Raw genomic sequence first — 19978 nt, 5'->3', positions numbered from 1 at the left:
CCGGTGATTTCCGTTGCGATGTTCATGCATCGTTCACGCATGGTTCATGCAGTTTTCTGCGTGCGCTGCGTTCAGCCGGGGTTAATCCCGGGCGGGCAGTTTGACCCCAGCCCGGAACGCCGTGAGCGGCCGATCCGGGCGACGGGGGACGGCTGCCTGTCCTGCAGATGGGGCGCAGCAGGATGGCGGGCAGCAGGTCGGGCGGGTGGGGACGGGGGACGGCATGGGGCAAGTGGAATGACGGAGCGGATCACGCGGGCCGAGGCGGCGCGGCGGGTGAACTATCACTACATGGCCGACGTGATGCGGCGGCTGGAATGGGATCTGCACCAGAAGATCCTGACCGAGGGGCGGATCCCCGAGCACTGGCACGACGTGGCGGCGGAGCGCACCGAGCATCGCCGGGTGCGGGTGACGCTGATGGTGGACGAGGACGTGGTGAAGTTCTTTCGCGCCCAGGGGCGCGGCCACACGCGGCGAATGAACGAGGTGCTGCGCGGCTGGATGCACGCGCGGCTGGCCGGGCTGCTGCGGGGGGCGGAGACGATGGATTACTTCAAGCGCCGCGGCGAGGCGGGGCTGGACGGGAAAAAACCCGGCTGGGGCGAGACGCAGAAGATCTACGAGCCGATGGGCGAGGATGGCCCGCGCGAGATGAGCGACGAGCCCGGGGTGCCGATCGGCGAGGAGCGCCGCGCCTGGCAGAAGGACACGGAGGCGTGGCTGCTGAACCAGCGGTGAGGGAGGGGCAAGATTAGCAGCTCTCCGGCCGAAGGAGAACTCAACGCAGTTCCTCGATCGCACCAGAGCGCAAGGTCCGACCAACTTCGTCACGAATTTTAGAAGAAAGGGCTTCAAACTCATTTACCATTGGCTCCAACACGCTATCAGTTTCGAAACTTGGCGCGCTGCTGATGTCCTCCGAGCATACTGAGTCGTTAAAACCCGTGAGACCACGGCACCGCCATGTCGTAGTTTCCGGCGACATGGGGTCTGAGTCGGAGGGTGAGGCACTGGTGGCCAGAGTGCCCTCTGGGGCACCGCCAGTGTCCGTGGCTCCTTGGGCATCGCTGGTGCCCGCAGCGCTAGCCCCTGCTTCATAGTCCGGATCGGCGGCATAGTCAGTCGCTACTGAGGCAGAGTCGGTCGCTACCGTGGTTGTGGTCGCGTCCGCGGTGAGGCTCTCGTTATCGTAAGTCGCTGAGTAATTGACCGTTTTCGCTGCTATCAGTGTAAGCGTCGTGCCAGAAGTGCTCTGTATCAATATCGGCCCGTCCAGATAGCCTTCCGCCACCGACCTGATTGCATTGATGGTGCCAGCGCCATACTTACTGACCTCGCGCTCGAACTCGATGTTGATCTTGGTTGAGCTATCTGTCTCGACAATTCTTATTCCTGGCACTTCATAATTGCCTAAAAGCAGGGGGTTGCATAACTCGGCATGGCTTGGGTCGCCAACATTTTTCTTGACGAGAAGTGATCTAACCTGTTTAACTGGTGTAACGTAGGTGAGTTGATCGGCTGCGTCGACGTTCCGGGACATGATGCCAATGAGCGCGCCCTCAGTAAGCATCACCGGGCCGCCGCTAAACCCATCTTTCGATGAGAGTTCCAGTTCGTAGAATCCGTTTGACCCCGGAGCAATGGTTCCTTTGCGCGGTTCTATCCTTTCCAAGGTTGCGGCAATTCCAAACCGCAGGACTTCTTGTGCATGGATTAAGTCTGCCGGTGACGCCTTCATTGCGCAGTAACACGCCGAATTTTCGCATGAATTAAGCGGGATTGTTGCATCAGAAAGTTCGAGAACCGCAACATCGGCGCCCGACGTAGCCAGCAAATCCATTACGATTGGCTGGCCTTGGTTTTGCGTAAGAAATGACCTGCCGATGATTTGCTTAATATTACCGCAGCGTTTGTCTCGCGTTACTACATGGGCTGCAGTTACCGCGTAACGGTCTCCTACGATAACAGCAGTTCCTTCACTCGGGCAAATATCTCCGTGACCATTGACCTCCGGAACTATTTCATCGGTTTGGACATTGATTTTCAAGATTGACGGTCGCACCCAGTCTAACGACTGACTATTAGCCGGAACAGCTTCCAGCAAGGTGATAGCGGCTACCATTGCGACCGTTGACGTTCGAACACTCATCATCAGTGCCAGCAGCCATCAAAGCGGACGAACAAACGAGAAGAACCGTGAGCCTGGGCCGATATTAAATTTCGCCTCGGTAATTGCGCCGTTGCTGCCGCGCTGCGACTGGTTGCCACCAATAACATGCGCCCGATCGCCGTCCATTTTCAGAAAGAACGCGACATGCCCTGAGCCGATGCATTTGGGGCTCAATCCCAAGGTACCCTTGTTTGCAAGAACCAGAATGTCTCCCTTCTCGGGTTGCTGTGTCTTTTTGAGGCAGCGGAACGAACCAGATGAAGCGCTTCGCGTTGAATACTTACTTAATTGCTCAGGAGTGAAAGCTTTGCCGGATTTTGAGAACCCGGCGGGAGCAACGCCAATCTGGTCTTTGCTGGTGGCGTGCGCGCGTAGCATGAACCAGTTCAGAGCAGCAGCACACCAAGGTGTTACGTCACCGAGTGGACGGGTGTGAGTTGCCGAGAAGAAATGGTAGATCACGGGATTTGCGCGTATCGGCCATTCCCGGCGGAACTTGGCATCGGCACCCTTGAGATCAAGGAAGTAGGAGGCTACTTCGTGCGGCGGTTTGCCGTAGGGAGAGTTCAGCAAAATCTCATAGGCGCGCTTCATTTCGGAGTCGTCGGGACGTCCGGATCCAACCTCCTCTGTACGTATGTATTGCGCGGGCTCCATCGCCGCAAATTCCGCGAGGTCTTCTGGTAGCGGCGGAAGATCACCAACTATCTCCGGAAATTCCTCTGATGCTACTGCTGTCTGCGAGAACGCCGGAACATGCGATATGCAAAAAGACATAACCGCTCCGCCGATGAGAGAACGACGATCCATTCTGGTCACCCATCATCTTTTTTGCGTGAGTAATGTTAACGCGAATCAACCTATTCTCAAAGCACCAATTTCACCCCTGCAATGTCCGCACCCCGACCTCGCCCTCTTCCCGTGACCGGATCGCCTGCACCGCGGCGATCGCGCCGGCGGCCGTCGTGAAATACGGGATCTTGTCGTAGAGCGCGACCGAGCGGATGTCCCGGGAATCCGCCACGGCCTGCGGCCCCTCGGTGGTGTTCAGGACCATCGCGACCTCGTCGTTCTTGAGGCGGTCGACGATGTTCGGGCGGCCCTCGTACACCTTGTTCACGGTCTGCGCCTCGACCCCCGCTTCCTGCAGGAAGGCGGCGGTGCCGCGGCTGGCGATCAGGGTGAACCCCATGTCGGTGAGGTCGCGCATCGCGGCGGCCATGTCGGGGGTCTTGTCGGCGTCGCGGACCGACACGAAGACCCGGCCGGAATGCGGCAGGTGGGTGCCGGCGCCCATCTGCGCCTTGAGGAAGGCGCGGGCGAAGTTGCGGTCCCAGCCCATCACCTCTCCGGTCGAGCGCATTTCCGGGCCCAGCAGGGTGTCGACGCCGGGGAAGCGGGCGAAGGGCAGCACGACCTCCTTGACCGAGAACCAGGGGGTGACTGGATCGGCCAGCGTCAGCGGGTCGGCATAGGGCAGCGGCGTGTCGGGGCCGATGCCGTCAGGGTAGGGGGCGCGGAGCGCGAAGTTGGCGAGCGGCTCGCCCGCCATCAGTCTAGCTGCGATCGAGGCGATGGCGCTGTCGGTGGCCTTGGCGACGAAGGGGACGGTGCGCGAGGCGCGGGGGTTGACCTCGAGCACGTAGATGTCGCCGTTCTTGATCGCGAACTGGACGTTCATCAGCCCGACCACGTTGAGGGCGCGGGCCATGGCCACGGTCTGGACCTTGAGTTCCTCGATGGTGGCGGCGTCGAGCGTGTGGGGCGGCAGCGAGCAGGCGCTGTCGCCGGAATGGACGCCCGCCTCCTCGATATGTTCCATGATGCCGGCGACGTGGACGTCGTTTCCGTCGGAGAGGGCGTCGACATCGACCTCGATCGCGCCGGCGAGGTAGCTGTCGAGCAGGACCGGGTTGTTGCCGGAGACCTGGACGGCGTGGGTGATGTAGCGGTCGAGGTGATCCATGTCGCGGACGATTTCCATGGCCCGGCCGCCGAGCACGTAGGAGGGGCGGATGACCAGCGGGAAGCCGACGGCGCGGGCGATCTCGCGCGCCTCGTCGGGGGAGCGGGCGATGCCGTTGACGGGCTGCTTGAGGCCCAGCTCGGTCAGCAGGTGCTGGAAGCGTTCGCGGTCCTCGGCGAGGTCGATGGCGTCGGGGGTGGTGCCGAGGATCGGGATGCCCTCGGCCTGCAGGGCCTGGGCGAGTTTCAGGGGGGTCTGGCCGCCGAACTGGACGATGACGCCGTGCAGGGTGCCGTTGTCCTGTTCGACGCGGAGGATCTCGAGGACGTGTTCGAGGGTCAGCGGCTCGAAATAGAGGCGGTCCGAGGTGTCGTAGTCGGTGGAGACGGTTTCCGGGTTGCAGTTGACCATGATGGTCTCGTAGCCGGCGTCGGTCAGCGCGAAGCAGGCGTGGCAGCAGCAGTAGTCGAACTCGATCCCCTGGCCGATCCGGTTGGGGCCGCCGCCGAGGATCACGACCTTGGTGCGGTCCGAGGGCCGGGCCTCGCATTCCACGTCGCCCATCGCGGGGGCTTCGTAGGTGGAGTACATGTAGGGGGTCTGGGCCTCGAACTCGGCCGCGCAGGTGTCGATGCGCTTGAAGACCGGGGTGACGCCCAGGGCGCGGCGGGCGCGGCGGACGGCGGTCTCGGTCTGGTCGGTGAGATGGGCGATGCGGGCGTCGGTGAAGCCCAGCATCTTGAGCCGCCGCAGCCCCGCGTCGTCGGCGGGCAGGCCGTGGTGGCGGATCTCGTGCTCGGCGTCGACGATCTCGCGGATCCGGGCAAGGAACCACGGGTCCCAGGCGGTGACGGCGCCGATCTCGTCGTCGGAGAGGCCGGCGCGCATGGATTCGGCGATGATCCGGATCCGGTCCGGGGTCTGGCACGACAGCGCCTTGACGAAGGCGGGGCGGCCTTCCTCGGCCGCGCCCTCGATGACGATCTCGTCCAGCCCGGTCAGGCCGGTTTCCAGCGAGGCCAGCGCCTTCTGCAGCGATTCATGGAAGCTGCGGCCGACCGCCATGACCTCGCCCACCGATTTCATCGCGGTGGTCAGCTCGGGCTTGGCGCCGGGGAACTTCTCGAAGGCGAAGCGGGGGATCTTGGTCACGACATAGTCGATCGAGGGCTCGAAGGAGGCCGGCGTGACCTTGGTGATGTCGTTGTCCAGCTCGTCCAGCGTGTAGCCGACCGCCAGCTTGGCCGCGATCTTGGCGATCGGGAAGCCGGTCGCCTTGGAGGCCAGCGCCGAGGAGCGGCTGACCCTGGGGTTCATCTCGATCACCACCATGCGGCCGTCGGCGGGGTTGACCGCCCATTGCACGTTCGAGCCGCCGGTCTCGACCCCGATCTCGCGCAGCACCGCGATCGAGGCCGAGCGCATCCGCTGGTATTCGCGGTCGGTCAGGGTCAGGGCCGGGGCGACGGTGATGGAATCGCCGGTATGCACGCCCATCGGATCGACGTTCTCGATCGAGCACACGATGATGGCGTTGTCGGCGCGGTCGCGCACCACCTCCATCTCGTATTCCTTCCAGCCCAGCAGGCTTTCGTCGATCAGCACCTGCGCGACCGGCGAGGCGTCGAGGCCGGAGCGGACGATCGCCTCGTAGTCGTCGCGGTTGTAGGCGACGCCGCCGCCCGTGCCGCCCAGCGTGTAGGCGGGACGGATGATCGCGGGCAGGCCGATCTCTTCCAGCGCGTCCATCGCCTGGGCGACGCCGGCGGCGATGTCGTATTTGCCGGTCGGCAGCTTCGGCGCGGCGACGATGGTGGCGCGGGGATTTTCCAGGCCGATCCGGTCCATCGCCTCGCGGAACAGCTTGCGGTCCTCGGCCATCTCGATGGCGCTGCGCTGCGCGCCGATCAGTTCCACCCCGTATTTGTGCAGCACCCCGGCATCGGCCAGCGCCAGCGCGGTGTTCAGCGCGGTCTGCCCGCCCATCGTCGGCAGAAGCGCGTCGGGGCGTTCGGCGGCGATGATCTTCTCGACCACCTCGGGGGTGATCGGCTCGATATAGGTGGCGTCGGCCATGCCGGGATCGGTCATGATCGTGGCCGGGTTCGAGTTCACCAGGATGACCCGGTAGCCTTCCTCGCGCAGCGCCTTGCAGGCCTGGGCACCGGAATAGTCGAATTCGCAGGCCTGCCCGATCACGATGGGGCCGGCGCCGATGATCAGGATCGAGGAAATGTCGGTACGTTTCGGCATGGAGAGCCCCCTCGGATCATCGCGGCGTGAAATCGTCCGGGTTTATAGACGGCGGCTGCCCGGGCGCAAGGGCGTGGCGGGGGAAACCCGCGGCCACCGGGCGCGGCGACGCTGCGGGACAGGCGCAGGGCGGTGCCCGCCACTGGCGCCGGCGCGGCGACCGTCGCTGGAGGAGCGACGCGGGCGCGATCGTGAAAAACCGGGAACGCGGTCGGTCCGTTCACGTTGACCCCTACGCACCACGCAGCAGGAGCCGAGGAAACATCATGTCGAACAACGAAGGCGGACTGGAACGGTCCGGCCGGCGCCACAAGCCCGCCATCATCGGAATCATCGTCGCCGTCAGCCTGGCCGTGCTGGCGTTTCTGTTCTTCGCGCCGATGGGCGGCGACGAGGAGGATGTGGAGACGACCGAGCAACTGGCCCCGGGCACCGACGCGCTGGCCCCGGAAGGGACCGCGGCGACCGGCACCGCCACCGCGCCGGTGGCAACCGACTGACCGCAGGTCCGGCGGCCACGCCGGCCCATGCACCACGCTTGACTGCAAAGGGCGACCGTCGAGGTCCAGCCTTTTGCACTGCGTGGTTTGTTTCGGGCCCAACTCGTGATGCGCACGATGCGATGTCAAACAGTGAGCCTGCCAAGAAGTCTCCGGAGGTCATGTATTCGGGATGTCCGACTGATCGGAGTCGACACCAGGCGGCGAAGGGGTGATCAGAAGCGCGGAGTCCGGCGGCCTCGTCTTATCGACATGTATGCCTGCAGTCGCCTGTGCTGCTCCCTGGTAAATCTCTGCATGATCGCGGACGCATCCAGAATCTCAGGATTATTTACCGCTGCGTCTAGAAACGCCTCGCGACGGATGATGAAATAGATGCTGTTTATGTCGCCGGGGTTCGGCACAAGGCATACCAACGGATCCGGCTTTGCACCACGGATACTCCACCATTCCTTGTTCCGCAAAACTGACCGTGGCTTGCCCTCGTGTTCCTCTGGGAAATCTTCGTCTCGCGAGAGGCCATCGAAATCAAAGAGGACCGGCACTAGGGCATCGAGCCAGCGTTGCGGGAAGGTCGAGTCTGGATCGATCGCGACATGGAACTTCATCTCCTCCATGGTGCGCCATCTCTGGATTTCTCGGTCGATCCTAGGACGGTCGTTTTTCAATCGGGAGCCATCGACGATCCACAGCATGCGCTTGTAGAATCGTTCTCTCGAAAGGCGCTCTGCTGGTTTGATGGCTGAGTGCTGGAACTCGAGGACAAGGCCATCCGGGGTCCGGATGTCGGCAATGTGGAGCTCGCCCTCGTCGGCACGGTGCGGAACCTCCTGCCAGTCCTGAGGAAAGAGGTTCTTCCATGCACGGTGCCACTCGGTTTCCGGCTCCCACCACGGATCACAATTCCGCCGCCCCTTGTGAGCCCAGTGCCAGAGGCGTAGCGACCCGCACTTGGCAACCACTTCTTGGCCGCATCCAGGGCACCGGCCGGTGGAGCCAGGCGTAGGCTCACGGCGATCGCCGTCGATCAGAGCGAATTTCATGACCCACCTGTTGGTGAGGCATGTATAGCTCTGGTTAGGTCCTAGTGGTCAAGGGGAACTGCAGGCGCGAGGGCCATCAGCGACCTCGAAGTAATCTGCATCAATATGAAGCCGACCCGAAGGGTCGCCCTTGTCGATTCATGGCCCGGCGGCGCGGCCTGGGAATCGCCGCCGGAAAGCCGAAGGGATCAGCGCCGCGACGAGGTCAGGGCCGCGACGCCGGGCAGGTCCTTGCCCTCCATCCATTCGAGGAAGGCGCCGCCGGCGGTCGAGATGAAGGTGAAGCTGTCGGCGACCCCCGCCTTGTTCAGTGCCGCGACCGTGTCGCCGCCGCCGGCGACCGAGACTAGCTTGCCGGCCTGGGTCAGTTCCGCCGCCGCCTGGGCGGCGGCGTTGGTGGCGGCGTCGAAGGGCTCGATCTCGAACGCGCCCAGCGGGCCGTTCCAGATCAGCGTGCGGCACTGGGCGAAGACGCCGCGGATCGCGGCCACGGTCTGCGGACCGGCGTCGAGGATCATCGCGTCGGCGGGGCAGGCGGTGACGTCCACGATTTGGGCGGGGGCGCCGGCGCGGAATTCCTGCGCCACCACGACGTCGACCGGTAGGTGAATGGTGCAGCCGGCGCCCTGCGCCTTGGCCAGGATGTCGCGGGCGGTGTCGGCCATGTCGCGTTCGGCCAGGCTTTTCCCGATCTCGATCCCCTGGGCGACCAGGAAGGTGTTGGCCATGCCGCCGCCGATCACGAGATGGGCGACCTTGGTGATCAGGTTCGACAGCAGGTCCAGCTTGGTCGAGACCTTGGCGCCGCCGACCACCGCCACCACCGGGCGTTCGGGATTGCCCAGCGCCGCGTCCAGCGCCTTGAGCTCGGCCTCCATCAGGCGGCCGGCGCCCGCATTCATCAGCCGGGCCAGCCCCTCGGTCGAGGCATGGGCGCGGTGCGAGGCGGAAAACGCGTCGTTGATGTAGACCGAGCCGAGCGCCGCCAGCGAGGCCGCAAAGGTCGGGTCGTTGGTTTCCTCGCCCGGGTAGAAGCGCGTGTTTTCCAGCACCAGCACGTCGCCCTTTTCCAGCGCCGCAACGGCGCGCTTGGCGTCGCCGCCGATCGCCGCGTCGCAGAACTTGACCGGCTTGCCGAGGGCGGTTTCCAGCGCCGGCACGATCTGCCGCAGGCTCATGCTGTCGACGCGCTGGCCCTTGGGCCGGTCGAAATGCGCCAGCAGCACCGGGATGCCGCCGCGGGCCTGGATGTCGCGGATGGTCGGCACGATCTTTTCGATCCGGGTCGCGTCCGTGACCCTGCCGTTCTCGACCGGGACGTTCACGTCGACGCGGGTCAGAACCACCTTTCCGTCCATTTCCAGATCGTCGATCGTGTTGAACTGTGCCATCCTGGCCCCCTGTGCCCGTGTGGAACTGTGCTGCCGGGCTTTCTGACCCCTGGTGACATTCCCGTCAACACCGCGTCATCGCCCCGGACCCGAGCGGCGGCCCGCGCGTTGCCCTTGGCGGCAGGGGCGCGTAAGCCCGTGACGCAGACAGAAAGGAGGCCCGGATGGCCGATATCAAGGACCCGGAGAACACGATCATCATCGAGCTGAAGGACGGCCCGGTGACGATCGAGCTGCTGCCGGACGTGGCGCCCAAGCACGTCGCGCGCATGAAGGAGCTGGCCCGCGCCGGCAAGTACGACAACGTCGCCTTTCACCGCGTGATCGAGGGATTCATGGCGCAGACCGGCGACGTCCAGCACGCCAACATGGAAAGCGGCTACAATGCCGGGCGGTCCGGCACCGGCGGCAGCGACCTGCCCGACCTGCCGGCCGAGTTTTCCAAGCTGCCGCACGACCGAGGCACGGTGGGGGCGGCCCGCAGCCAGAACCCGAACAGCGCCAACAGCCAGTTCTTCATAAACTTTGGCGACAACCATTTCCTGAACGGCCAGTACACCGTCTACGGCCGGGTGATCTCGGGGATGGAGCATGTCGACAAGATCGCGCGGGGCGAGCCCCCGGCCAATCCCGACCGCATGATGTCCGTGAAGGTGGCTGCCGATGTCCAGTAAGATGATGTCCAGCAAGATCCTGATCGCCGCGGCGCTGGCCGCATCCACTTCCAACGCCGCGCTGGCCCAGGAGGCGCCGCAGGCGACCGACGGCCCCGGCCCCAACATGGTGATCGAGGTCGCTGACGCGGCCGGCCAGCCCAAGGGGACAATCGTGCTGGACCTGTACGCCGACAAGGCCCCGAACCATGTCGACCGGCTGGTGACGCTGGCCGAATCCGGCGCCTATGACGGGGTGGTGTTCCACCGCGTGATCGACGGGTTCATGGCGCAGACCGGCGACGTGCAGTACGGCCGCCAGGGCGGCGACACCGCGATGGCGGGGACCGGCGGATCCGACCAGCCCGACCTGAAGGCCGAGTTCCACGACACGACCTTCGGGGCGGGCACCGTGGGCATGGCGCGCTCGGCCGATCCGGACAGCGCCAACAGCCAGTTCTTCATCGACCTGGCCCCGGCGCCGTTCCTGGACGGCGAATACACCGTCGTGGGCCAGCTGATCGAGGGATGGGACGTGCTGAACGCCGTCAAGAAGGGCGACGCGGCCGCCAACGGCGCGGTCGACAAGCCCGACTACATGAGCAAGGTCACGATCCAGAAGTGATCCGGGGCCGGTGGGTCCGATCGGGCGGCGGCGGGGCATCCTGCCGCCGCCTTCGCATGCGGCCCGTCGTCAGTCGTCCGCCACCGGCACCAGGCGGGTGATCCCCGCCGCGCCGGCCCGCGCCAGGGCGGGGTCCAGCGACATCCCCACATATTCGCCGCGCCGCCACAGTTCCGACAGATCGTCGTAATGCCGTGACAGCGGGTGGCCCGACTGCCCCGTCGAGATGATGAAGACCGAGCTGTCGGGATCGGCGAGGTCGTAGACCCCCCGATAGCCGGCGCCGCGCGCCTGCGCCCAGCGCTCTGCGCCCGCGCCCTGCAGGGCCGCCCGGGCCAGCGTGAAATCCCCGCCCGAGGTCGACTGGATCAGATTGACCACCCAGCGCAGCAGCGGCACCCGGCCCAGCGCGGGGTGGTGGTGCTGGGCCTGATGCAGGTCGCCCCAGCGCCAGCTGGTCACGTCCGCGCCGAACCGGTCGGTCAGGTCGAGGATCGCGGCGTCCAGCGCCTGGCGGGCGATGGTGGCGCAGCTTTCGTCGTTTTCCGACTGGACCACGTCGCACCACACCCCCGCGCCGCCGCTGTTGCGGAACACCCGTTCGATGAAGGCCGGCTGCAGCTCGGTCAGGGCGTCGGTCAGCGGTCCCAACTCGTCATTGACCAGCCGGGTCTGCAGATGCGCCATCCAGGCGGCGTAGATCAGCGGCTCGGGCAGATGCTCGCTCATGTTGCCGTCCCAGTCGGCCAGCAGCGCCAGCGCGTCCTGGCGCTGCCGCTCGGGGGTGCCGTCGGCCGCGGGCTCGCCGGTGAACCACAGGTCCGCGCCCACCAGCGGCAGCAGCCGGCGGGCCGCCGGGCTGACCGTGTCGAGCTGCGCGTCGATGAAGCTGTCGCGCGAATGCACCTCGCGCGAGGACAGCAGCCGGGTCAGGCGCACCCGCCGCAGCGGGCCGTCGCGGTCGTCACCGGGCGCTGCCACCGGCCCGGCCGGGGGCGCGGGGCCGGGGCCCGGCGCGGGCGTGGCGGGGTCCGGCACCAGATCGGGCGGAGTGGTGGCCAGCCGCAGCGTGTCAGCGGGATCGCCCGGTCCATCGGCCAGCGGGGCAGCGGCCGGGTTCGGCACGGATGGGGCAGGCGGTGTTTCGGCCGCGGCCGCGTCGGATTGCTGGACAAGCTCGGCGATGGTCGCGTCGATGATCGAGGCCTGGCTGTCCGGCTCTGTTCCGGCAGCGGAGCCGGCGGCCGGGTCCGGGCCTGACCGGGGTGCCGCTTCCGCAGCGCTACCGCGGCCCGGCTGCTCTGCCGTGACGGAGCGATCTCCCGCAAGGATCGCCGCGTGCGCCCCGGTGGCGGCCACCACGCCCGCCTCGGCCGGGCGGTCACGTTCGGGGGAGTTGGGGGGCAGCAGCCCCTGCCAGCGGGTCTGCGTCAGCCAGCCCGGCACCGGCAACCGGCCCCCGGTCGGATGGTCGGCGCCGCGCAGCGGCACGGCTCCGGCCAAGGCCTGGGCGACGGATGTCGCGTCGGCCAGCGTCACCTCGACCGCCGGGGCCATGATGGCGCGTGCGGCCGCGCGTGCGGCCTCGACGTCGGTGGCGGTCATCATGCCGATCAGCCCCGACATGGTCGTGTCGTCGGGGGCCAGCCCGGTCCAGCGCAGCGCCGCCACGTGACCGGCGGGCGTGATCGCCGACAGATCGAAATGCCCGCCCGGGATCACCGGACCGTTTTCGGTGTCGCGCAGCGTGATCGGCTGGTCGCTGCCGCCGCGGACCCGGATCACCTCGGTCCGGGTCTGGAACGCGGTCCAACCCCCGGCGGCGCGATAGCGGTTTGCATCGCCGGGTTGGACCTCCTCCATCACGATGTCCTGGTCGTCGACATGGGCCGGGGTCAGGCCCCAGGCGAGGTCCGGGTTGCGCCCGGTCAGCACCGCGGGGATGCCCGGGATGGTCCCCCCGATCACCCCGCCCGACTGCAGCTCGATCCGGGCCAGGTACCACAGCGACGGCGCCGTCAGGGCCACATGCGGGTCGTTGGCCAGCAGCGGCGCGCCGGCGGCCGTCCGTTCCGGTGCCGCGGCAAAGCCGTTGGCCGAGGCCCCGAGGCCCGGGCGCACGAAACCTGCAAGTCCCCCGAACCAGCCATCCGCGGCCGGATCCGCGCCGCGGTCCGGGCTAGGCAGATGCGCGTCGCCGAACAGCCGGCCATAGGGGGGCAGCGGCGCCTCGCCCGGCTGCGCCATTACGTCCTGGCCGCGTTCCGGTGCGGCGATCGACAGGCGGGCGCGCAGCACCTCGGCCGCGACCTGGCCGGTCGCGCCCGCCGCGACCAGCTTGAGGATCGCCAGCGAATCCGCCGGCTGCCAATAGGCGATGTCGCCCGGCAGGACGAAGAATTCCGGCGCGCCGCGGCCCCGGGCGCCCTCGTTGACCAGCGTGATCCAGGCATTCACCCCGTCGGCATAGGCCGCCAGCGCCGCCTGGGTTGGCGGGTCCTGCGCCGCGACCGATGCCTGCGCGGTGCGCCACAGCCCCAGCCGCCGGGCCAGATCGTCGGCCGGATAGCTGCGCGGGCCGTAGATTTCCGACAGCCGCCCCTGCGCCGCGCGGCGCAGCACCGTCATCTGGAACAGCCGGTCCTGGGCGTGGGCGAGCCCCAGCGCGAAGAACGCGTCCCGGTCGGACCCGGCAAACACATGCGGCACGTCCGAGGTGGTCCGGACGATCTCCACCGGCGCGTCCAGGCCCGCGACCGCGTGGGTTGCGTCATAGTCGGGCAGCGAGCGCACCGCGAAATACCAGGCCAGCGTGACGGCCAGAACCGCCGCCACCAGCAACCCCACGGTCAGCCGCACCAGCCAGCGGAAAAGCGTCAGCATGGGGGGTGCAGGTCCTCGGCTCGGGTGATTGGTCGGGCGGCGCGGTTGACCCGCGCGGGGGGCGGTGAGATGCAGGGTGCATAAGTCAGCACCGGCCGCAGTTCAACGCGGCTTGCAGCGAGGGGGAACGGCGAATGGCGGATGTGGCATTTCTGGGTCTGGGGGTGATGGGCTACCCGATGGCGGGGCATCTGGCCCGCGCCGGGCATCGGGTCACCGTCTACAACCGCACCGCCAGCAAGGCCGCGGCATGGGTCGCCGAATACGGGACTGACGGGGGCGGGCGCGCCGCATCGACGCCGCGCGCCGCCGCCGAGGGTGCGGCGTTCGTCATGGCCTGCGTGGGCAATGACGACGACCTGCGGGCGATCTGCACCGGACCCGACGGGGCGTTTGCCGGAATGGCGCCGGGCGCGGTGTTCGTCGATCACACCACGGTCAGCGCCGCGGTGACGCGGGAGCTGGCGGCGCAGGCCACCGGGGCGGGGTTCGGCTATGTCGACGCGCCGGTGTCGGGCGGGCAGGCGGGCGCCGAGAACGGGCAGCTGTCGATCATGTGCGGCGGACCGGCCGACCAGTTCGACCGGGCCGAGCCGGTGATGGCCGCCTATGCCAAGATCTGCCGCCGGATGGGGGACACCGGCGCCGGCCAGCTGGCCAAGATGTGCAACCAGATCGCCATCGCGGGGCTGGTGCAGGGGCTGGCGGAATCGCTGAACTTCGCCCAGCGGGCCGGGTTGTCGGTGCCGGATCTGGTCGAGGTGATCAGCCAGGGTGCCGCCGGCAGCTGGCAGATGCAGAACCGCCACCAGACGATGGCGCGCGACGAGTTCGGGTTCGGCTTTGCCGTCGACTGGATGCGCAAGGACTTGGCGATCTGCCTGGCCACGGCGGAAGAGAACGGCGCCAGCCTGCCGGTGACGGCGCTGGTCGACCAGTTCTACAAGGACGTGCAGGCGATGGGGGGCGGGCGCTGGGACACCTCGTCCCTGATCGCCCGGCTGCGGCCCAGATGAGCGGCGCGGACCAGACGAGCGGCGCGACCGGCGCGGTGATCCATCGCGGAATCGCGCCGACCGAGGGGGCTGCCGTCGAGGGCCCGGCGGCGCTGGCCGCGTGGTTCGAGGCACGCTTCGCCGCGAACGGATGGACCGGCGCGTGGCGCAACGGCGTGTTCGACTGGCAGCACTACCATGCCACGACGCACGAGGTGCTGGGCTGCTATGCCGGATCGGCGCGGATCCAGCTGGGCGGCGCAGACGGTCCCGTGCACGAGATCGCGACCGGGGATGTGGTGATCATCCCGGCCGGGGTGGCGCATTGCAACCGCGGCGCCTCGGCCGATTTCGCCGTGGTGGGCGCCTATCCCGAGGGCGCCCGGCCCGACATGAAGACGGGCGACGGCGCGGTGGTGACGGGTGTGGCTCGCCCGCCGCGCGATCCGGTGCTGGGTGCAGGACGGGGCTTTGCGCGGGACGCGTAAGCTGCGCCGGGGACCGGTGGCGCCCAGACCTGGGATCGACCGGCCTCGCGGTCTGCCGATCCGCGCGGGTGAACGGCCCTGCCTGCCCTGGGAAAGGTCCGTCGCGTGACGCCTGGCGCAAGGGTGCAGGCCGCCATCGAGATTCTGGACCGGGTGCTGGCCGGCGCCCCGGCCGAGGCGGAGCTGACCCCCTGGGCGCGGGCCAGCCGCTTTGCGGGGTCCGGCGACCGGGCCGCGGTGCGTGACCTGGTCTTCGACAGCCTGCGCCGGCGCCGCTCGCGCGCCGCGCTGGGCGGGTCCGACAGCGGCCGCGGGCTGATGATCGGCATGTGCCGGGACAACGGCCTGGACCCGGACAGCCTGTTCACCGGGGAAGGACACGCGCCCGCCGCGCTGAGTGCGGCCGAGCGGAACCATCAGCCACCCGCTGTCGACGGCATCCGCGATCTGCCCGACTGGCTTGCGGACCGCTTGTCGGCCGATCTGGGGCCGGCGTTTCCCGCCGTTGCGGCCGCGCTGCGGGACCGCGCGCCGGTCTGGCTGCGGGTGAACGTGGCCCGGGCGACCCCCGCGGCCGCCACGGCGCGGCTGGCGCAGGACGGCATCGAGGTGTCAGCCTGGCCCGGCCTTGCGTCGGCGCTGCGGGTCGAGGCGGGGGCCCGCAAGGTCGCCGGCAGCGCCGCCTATCGCGATGGGCTGGTCGAATTGCAGGATCTGTCGGCGCAACTATCCTGTGCGGCGATGCAGGTCACCCCGGGCGAACGGGTTCTGGACTGGTGTGCAGGCGGCGGCGGCAAGGCGCTGGCGCTGGCTGCGGTGGGGGCGAAGGTCACCGCGCATGACGCCGATCCGGCCCGGATGCGCGACCTGCCTGCCCGGGCGCGGCGGGCGGGCGCGCGGATCGAGATGGCGCCGCCATCGAGCTCGACAGGGCAGTACGGTCTGGTCGTGACCGATGTGCCGTGTTCCGGGTCGGGGACCTGGCGGCGGACCCCGGATGCGAAATGGCGGCTCACTCCGGCCGATCTGGACCGATTGACGGAGATCCAGCTCGCGATCCTGCGCGACGCTGCCGATCACGTCCGGCCCGGCGGGCGGCTGGGCTACATGACCTGTTCGCTTCTGCGGGTGGAGAACGAGGACCGGATTGCCCGTTTCCTGCTGGACCGGCCCGATTTCAGATTGCAGCACACCGAGACGCTGACCCCCGAGACCGCCAGCGACGGGTTCTTCCACGCGCTGATGCTGCGGGATTAACGCGATGTTAGGCTGGGTGGCGTAACGGCTGGCATGAGCCCCGACGCGGGGCGGCATCCGGGGGCCTGTCGGGGGATGGCATGAAGAGACTGGTGCAGATACCGCAGCTGCCGCTGACGCTCGTGCCGGTGCTGATGCTTCCCGTCGTGGTGGGGGCGCTGTGGCTGGTGCTGCAACCGGGGCGCGTCGCACCCGGCGTCCTGGTGATCGCGGGCGCGGTGGCGGTCAGCTGGTACCTGCTGGGCGGACTGGTCGCGGCCAATCGTGTGCTGCAGGAGCTGCGGCTGCGCGGGGATTTGCGCCGGGTGGCGCCTGATCTGTCCGCGATGGAACAACCGGTCTGGGCCGTGGGGCCGGGCGGGCAGGTGCTGGCGCAGAACGAGGCCGCCGCCGCGCGTCTGGATCTTGTCGGACGTCCGGTCGCCACGCTGCTGTCGCAGTTCCGGGCCGAGCCGGATGCGCTGGTGAAGTCGGCGATCGCGCGCGGCGGCACGGACACGGTCGGGACGGTCACCCGCATTCCGGTCGCGCCGCTGGGAGAGATCGCAGTCCGCCGCCTGCCGGCATCGCGCCTACAGCTATGGGAACTGGACGTCAGCCCTGACGGCCGGGATGTGGGGCTGGACGCTGCAGCCAGGGGGCTGCGCGACATGCCCGGCTGCATCGCGCCGTTCTGTGCGGCGATGATGATGGACCTGCCGGTGGCGCTGCTGTGGCTGGATCACGACGGCAGCATCCGCGAAGCCAACACCGAGGCGCGCAATCTGCTGGGCGAGGCGGTGGTGGCAAGGCGGCTGTCGGCGCTGCTGGACAGTCCCGCCAGGTCCATCGACGACTGGATCACCGACGTGGCCGTGGACCGGCCCACCGGACGGCGAGAGGTGCTGCGCCTGATCGGTGATGACCCCGAGAAATTCATGCAGGTCACGCTGGCCCGGTTCGAGGCCGCCGATACACCCTGCGTGGTGGCCGTCCTGACCGACGCCAGCGCCCTGAAGACACTTGAGCAGCAATTCGCGCAGAGCCAGAAGATGCAGGCGATCGGCCAGCTTGCCGGCGGGATCGCCCACGACTTCAATAACCTGCTGACGGCGATTACCGGCTATTGCGACCTGCTGATGCTGCGGCGGGACAAGGCCGACCCGGATTACGCCGACCTGCATCAGATCGAACAGAACGCCAATCGGGCGGCGGCGCTGGTCGAACAGCTGCTGGCATTTTCCCGCAAGCAGACGCTGAAGCCCCAGGTCATCGACCTGCGCGACACCCTGTCCGACCTGACCCACCTGCTCAATCGCCTGGTCGGCGAGCGGGTGCGGCTGACCTTCACCCACGATCCGGCCCTGCAATCCATCCGCGCCGACCGGCGCCAGCTGGAACAGGTGCTGATGAACCTGGTCGTCAACGCCCGCGACGCCATGCCGAACGGCGGCGAGGTGGCAATCCGCACCGACAACCTGCGCCTGCCAAGCGGGCTGCGCCGCCAGCGGGTGACGCTGCCGCCGGGCAACTACGTCCGGGTGACGGTCACAGATCAGGGCTGCGGCATTCCCGAGGATCGGCTCGACAAGATCTTCGAGCCGTTCTTCACCACCAAGCGCCAAGGCGAAGGCACCGGGCTCGGCCTGTCGACGGCCTATGGAATCGTCAAGCAGACCGGCGGCTACATCTTCTGCGAAAGCGTCCCGGGCGAGGGAACCACGTTCGAGCTGTATTTTCCCGTCCATCAGGCCAGGGCTGCCGACACGGCCCTGCCCATCTCCGCCGCCGGGACGCCGGCGGAGGCAGTCAGGTCCGGGGACGAGGCGGCTGACGCGGCCTCGGCCGGGGCCATCCTGCTGGTCGAGGACGAGGCCCCGGTCCGGGCCTTTGCCGCCCGGGCGCTGCGGCTGCGCGGACACGAGGTGCTGGAGGCGGACAGCGCCGAGGCCGCGCTCGCGATCCTGTCCGACGACCGCGTGGCGGTCGAGGTGTTCGTGACCGACATCGTCATGCCCGGGATGGACGGGCCGGCATGGGTTCGCGCGGCGCTGCGCGACCGGCCGGGGACCCGGGTCGTGTTCATGTCGGGCTATACCGAGCATTCGCTGGCCGACGGCGCGCTGGCGATTCCGAACTCGGTCTTCCTGCCCAAGCCGTTCTCGCTGTCCGACCTGACATCATGTGTCGAGAACCAGATCGCCGGCCGTCCTGCTGCGGCACCGGCGATGGGCGCGTCGGATCTGGTGCCGGCATGAACATCGCGCGTCCCATGCGTGGGATGCGCGGCCAGAGGCAGGTTGTGCAGCCGCAGCTGCATGCTTAACTTGGAACAAGTCGTGAACACAGGCGCTTGCCGCCGATTGTCGCCGGCGGGACAGTATGACACAAGGACACAGGCACATGGCAGGGGCAGACATCTTGCAGATGAACGACAAGCGGGGCGCCGACAAGCAGAAGGCGCTGGACAGCGCGCTGGCACAGATCGAACGCCAGTTCGGCAAGGGCTCGATCATGAAGCTGGGCGCCGACAATCCGGTAGCCGAGATCGAGGCGACATCCACCGGGTCGCTGGGGCTCGACATCGCGCTGGGGATCGGCGGGCTGCCCAAGGGGCGGATCATCGAGATCTATGGCCCGGAAAGCTCGGGCAAGACGACGCTGACGCTGCATTGCGTGGCCGAGGAACAGAAAAAGGGCGGCGTCTGCGCCTTTGTCGACGCCGAACACGCGCTGGATCCGCAATACGCCCGCAAGCTGGGCGTCAACCTCGACGAGCTGCTGATCAGCCAGCCCGATACCGGTGAACAGGCGCTGGAGATCGTCGACACCCTGGTGCGGTCCGGGGCGGTCAGCATGGTGGTCGTCGATTCGGTCGCCGCACTGACCCCCAAGTCCGAGATCGAGGGCGACATGGGCGACATGCAGATGGGCGCCCAGGCTAGGCTGATGAGCCAGGCGATGCGCAAGCTGACCGCCAGCATCGGCCGGTCGAACTGCATGGTGATCTTCATCAACCAGATCCGGATGAAGATCGGCGTGATGTTCGGCAACCCGGAAACCACGTCGGGCGGCAACGCGCTAAAATTCTATGCCTCGGTCCGTCTCGACATCCGCCGCACCGGTTCGATCAAGGATCGCGACGAGGTCGTGGGCAACACCACCAAGGTCAAGGTCGTGAAGAACAAGGTGGCCCCGCCCTTCAGGCAGGTCGAGTTCGACATCATGTATGGCGAGGGGATTTCCAAGACCGGCGAACTGATCGACCTGGGGGTTAAGACGGGCGTGGTCGAGAAATCGGGGGCGTGGTATTCCTGCGGCGACGAACGCATCGGCCAGGGCCGCGAGAACGCCAAGCAGTTCCTGCGCGATCACCCGGACATGGCCGCGATGATCGAGGACAAGATCCGCGCCAGCCATGGCCTGGATTTCGCCACCACTCCCGACGAGTCCGAGGCCTTGACCGAGGAGTGATGCGGCGGCCCCGGGCCATGCTCCCGGCCCGCGGTTTGCCCATTGCAGCCCCGCGCCGATGGCGGTATCTGACCCGCAATGCACCCGTAGCTCAGCTGGATAGAGCGCTGCCCTCCGAAGGCAGAGGTCACAGGTTCGAATCCTGTCGGGTGCGCCAATGATTTCAACGAGTTGGCGGGCTTTCGTCGCGAGCAATTTCGGGCTCCGCAACGAAACGCGCAACGAAACTCCCCTCCAAGCAGCTTTCTGGGCGGCCGATCGAACCAGCGGGATTCGCGGCGACGAGATGCAGTCAACT

15 protein-coding genes and 1 tRNA gene are annotated in these 19978 nt (G+C 67.5%); 10 read left to right on the top strand and 6 right to left on the bottom strand.

Annotated features, from left to right (window positions below):
- The first annotated feature begins 237 nt into the window (after positions 1-237).
- Entirely contained in the window at positions 238-741 is a 504-nt protein-coding gene (locus Q0938_RS05885; protein ID WP_299360211.1) for a BrnA antitoxin family protein, read from the top strand.
- Between the two features lie 40 nt (positions 742-781).
- Here the strand turns inward: Q0938_RS05885 and Q0938_RS05880 are convergent, their stop codons facing one another.
- From Q0938_RS05880 to carB, 3 genes are all read right to left on the bottom strand, one after another.
- Positions 782-2125 (bottom strand): serine protease, encoded by a 1344-nt coding sequence (locus Q0938_RS05880; protein ID WP_299360210.1) that lies wholly within the window; start codon positions 2123-2125, stop codon positions 782-784.
- Positions 2126-2170: 45 nt separating this feature from the next.
- Positions 2171-2992 carry a hypothetical protein gene (locus Q0938_RS05875; protein ID WP_299360209.1) on the bottom strand — a complete coding sequence of 274 codons (822 nt, stop codon included), beginning with the start codon at positions 2990-2992 and terminating at the stop codon, positions 2171-2173.
- A gap of 61 nt (positions 2993-3053) precedes the next feature.
- The gene (gene carB, locus Q0938_RS05870; protein ID WP_299360208.1) at positions 3054-6392 is read right to left on the bottom strand and encodes a carbamoyl-phosphate synthase large subunit; all 3339 of its coding nucleotides are present in this window, start codon (positions 6390-6392) and stop codon (positions 3054-3056) included.
- 266 nt (positions 6393-6658) lie between these two features.
- Here carB and Q0938_RS05865 point away from each other — a divergent pair, with 266 nt between their 5' ends.
- Positions 6659-6892: a hypothetical protein gene (locus tag Q0938_RS05865; RefSeq protein ID WP_299360207.1), complete on the top strand. Its 234-nt coding sequence runs from the start codon at positions 6659-6661 to the stop codon at positions 6890-6892.
- Positions 6893-7107: 215 nt separating this feature from the next.
- Here Q0938_RS05865 and Q0938_RS05860 read toward each other — a convergent pair whose 3' ends face one another.
- The gene (locus Q0938_RS05860) at positions 7108-7935 is read right to left on the bottom strand and encodes a competence protein CoiA family protein (RefSeq protein WP_299360206.1); all 828 of its coding nucleotides are present in this window, start codon (positions 7933-7935) and stop codon (positions 7108-7110) included.
- A gap of 188 nt (positions 7936-8123) precedes the next feature.
- Positions 8124-9326 (bottom strand): phosphoglycerate kinase, encoded by a 1203-nt coding sequence (locus Q0938_RS05855; RefSeq protein ID WP_299360205.1) that lies wholly within the window; start codon positions 9324-9326, stop codon positions 8124-8126.
- 164 nt (positions 9327-9490) lie between these two features.
- Here Q0938_RS05855 and Q0938_RS05850 point away from each other — a divergent pair, with 164 nt between their 5' ends.
- Entirely contained in the window at positions 9491-10000 is a 510-nt protein-coding gene (locus tag Q0938_RS05850) for a peptidylprolyl isomerase (RefSeq protein ID WP_299360204.1), read from the top strand.
- A 4-nt stretch (positions 10001-10004) separates the two neighbouring features.
- Entirely contained in the window at positions 10005-10604 is a 600-nt protein-coding gene (locus tag Q0938_RS05845) for a peptidylprolyl isomerase (protein ID WP_299360360.1), read from the top strand.
- Between the two features lie 69 nt (positions 10605-10673).
- Here the strand turns inward: Q0938_RS05845 and Q0938_RS05840 are convergent, their stop codons facing one another.
- Complete coding sequence (locus Q0938_RS05840; protein WP_299360203.1) at positions 10674-13487, bottom strand: penicillin acylase family protein; 2814 nt, start codon at positions 13485-13487, stop codon at positions 10674-10676.
- A 134-nt stretch (positions 13488-13621) separates the two neighbouring features.
- Here Q0938_RS05840 and Q0938_RS05835 point away from each other — a divergent pair, with 134 nt between their 5' ends.
- From Q0938_RS05835 to Q0938_RS05810, 6 genes are all read left to right on the top strand, one after another.
- Positions 13622-14503, top strand: a complete 882-nt coding sequence (locus Q0938_RS05835; protein ID WP_299360202.1) for an NAD(P)-dependent oxidoreductase — start codon at positions 13622-13624, stop codon at positions 14501-14503.
- On the top strand, positions 14500-14970 hold the full coding sequence (locus Q0938_RS05830; protein ID WP_299360201.1) for a cupin: 471 nt from the start codon (positions 14500-14502) through the stop codon (positions 14968-14970). The genes Q0938_RS05835 and Q0938_RS05830 overlap by 4 nt, the downstream gene beginning before the upstream one ends.
- Before the next feature lie 105 nt (positions 14971-15075).
- The gene (locus Q0938_RS05825; protein ID WP_299360199.1) at positions 15076-16227 is read left to right on the top strand and encodes an RsmB/NOP family class I SAM-dependent RNA methyltransferase; all 1152 of its coding nucleotides are present in this window, start codon (positions 15076-15078) and stop codon (positions 16225-16227) included.
- Between the two features lie 80 nt (positions 16228-16307).
- On the top strand, positions 16308-18464 hold the full coding sequence (locus Q0938_RS05820) for an ATP-binding protein (protein WP_299360198.1): 2157 nt from the start codon (positions 16308-16310) through the stop codon (positions 18462-18464).
- 145 nt (positions 18465-18609) lie between these two features.
- The gene (gene recA, locus Q0938_RS05815; RefSeq protein WP_299360197.1) at positions 18610-19680 is read left to right on the top strand and encodes a recombinase RecA; all 1071 of its coding nucleotides are present in this window, start codon (positions 18610-18612) and stop codon (positions 19678-19680) included.
- Positions 19681-19760: 80 nt separating this feature from the next.
- Positions 19761-19837, top strand: a tRNA-Arg gene (locus Q0938_RS05810).
- Positions 19838-19978: the final 141 nt, after the last annotated feature.

The organism is uncultured Paracoccus sp. (genome assembly GCF_947496875.1).
GTDB lineage: Bacteria > Pseudomonadota > Alphaproteobacteria > Rhodobacterales > Rhodobacteraceae > Paracoccus.
Note: the sequence above shows the minus strand (reverse complement) of the source record. Positions and strands in the feature narration are given on the sequence as shown.

Coding starts and splice junctions, on each gene's coding strand:
- Q0938_RS05880 (WP_299360210.1), bottom strand. CDS start 2,125: ATGGTAGCCGCTATCACCTTGCTGGAAGCTGTTCCGGCTAATAGTCAG.
- Q0938_RS05840 (WP_299360203.1), bottom strand. CDS start 13,487: ATGCTGACGCTTTTCCGCTGGCTGGTGCGGCTGACCGTGGGGTTGCTG.
- Q0938_RS05885 (WP_299360211.1), top strand. CDS start 238: ATGACGGAGCGGATCACGCGGGCCGAGGCGGCGCGGCGGGTGAACTAT.
- Q0938_RS05860 (WP_299360206.1), bottom strand. CDS start 7,935: ATGAAATTCGCTCTGATCGACGGCGATCGCCGTGAGCCTACGCCTGGC.
- Q0938_RS05855 (WP_299360205.1), bottom strand. CDS start 9,326: ATGGCACAGTTCAACACGATCGACGATCTGGAAATGGACGGAAAGGTG.
- Q0938_RS05835 (WP_299360202.1), top strand. CDS start 13,622: ATGGCGGATGTGGCATTTCTGGGTCTGGGGGTGATGGGCTACCCGATG.
- Q0938_RS05820 (WP_299360198.1), top strand. CDS start 16,308: ATGAAGAGACTGGTGCAGATACCGCAGCTGCCGCTGACGCTCGTGCCG.
- Q0938_RS05845 (WP_299360360.1), top strand. CDS start 10,005: ATGTCCAGCAAGATCCTGATCGCCGCGGCGCTGGCCGCATCCACTTCC.
- Q0938_RS05865 (WP_299360207.1), top strand. CDS start 6,659: ATGTCGAACAACGAAGGCGGACTGGAACGGTCCGGCCGGCGCCACAAG.
- recA (WP_299360197.1), top strand. CDS start 18,610: ATGGCAGGGGCAGACATCTTGCAGATGAACGACAAGCGGGGCGCCGAC.
- carB (WP_299360208.1), bottom strand. CDS start 6,392: ATGCCGAAACGTACCGACATTTCCTCGATCCTGATCATCGGCGCCGGC.
- Q0938_RS05830 (WP_299360201.1), top strand. CDS start 14,500: ATGAGCGGCGCGGACCAGACGAGCGGCGCGACCGGCGCGGTGATCCAT.
- Q0938_RS05850 (WP_299360204.1), top strand. CDS start 9,491: ATGGCCGATATCAAGGACCCGGAGAACACGATCATCATCGAGCTGAAG.